Source organism: Microvirga sp. HBU67558, assembly GCF_018069605.1.
GTDB lineage: Bacteria > Pseudomonadota > Alphaproteobacteria > Rhizobiales > Beijerinckiaceae > Microvirga > Microvirga terrae.
This window is the reverse complement of sequence record NZ_JAGPUP010000205.1, coordinates 1-467: the sequence shown is the minus strand read 5'-3', so window position 1 is coordinate 467 and position 467 is coordinate 1. Positions and strand designations below refer to the sequence as shown.

Here is a 467-nt window from a genome sequence, read left to right as displayed (position 1 = left end):
CCGGGCTATCTCGGGGTGATCGAGGGCCCGGAGCAGGCGGTCAAGATCGCCGACGAGATCGGCTATCCAGTCATGATCAAGGCCTCGGCGGGGGGCGGCGGCAAGGGCATGCGCATCGCCAACTCGGCCGGCGAGGTCGCCGAGGGCTTCGCTCGCGCCAAGTCGGAGGCGGCGTCCTCGTTCGGCGACGACCGGGTCTTCATCGAGAAGTTCATCACGGATCCGCGCCACATTGAAATTCAGGTGCTGGGCGACAAGCACGGCAACGTGATCTATCTCGGCGAGCGTGAGTGCTCGATCCAGCGCCGCAACCAGAAGGTCATCGAGGAGGCGCCGTCGCCGCTCCTCGACGAGGCTACCCGCCGCCTGATGGGCGAGCAGGCGGTCGCCCTGGCCAAAGCGGTAGGTTACGATTCCGCCGGCACGGTCGAGTTCGTGGCCGGCCAGGACAAGTCGTTCTACTTCCT

1 protein-coding gene is annotated in these 467 nt (G+C 66.4%); it reads left to right on the top strand.

Annotated features, from left to right (window positions below; genetic code table 11):
* A partial coding sequence (locus KBI52_RS33795; RefSeq protein ID WP_210804787.1) for an ATP-grasp domain-containing protein occupies positions 1-467 on the top strand: 467 nt, incomplete at both ends.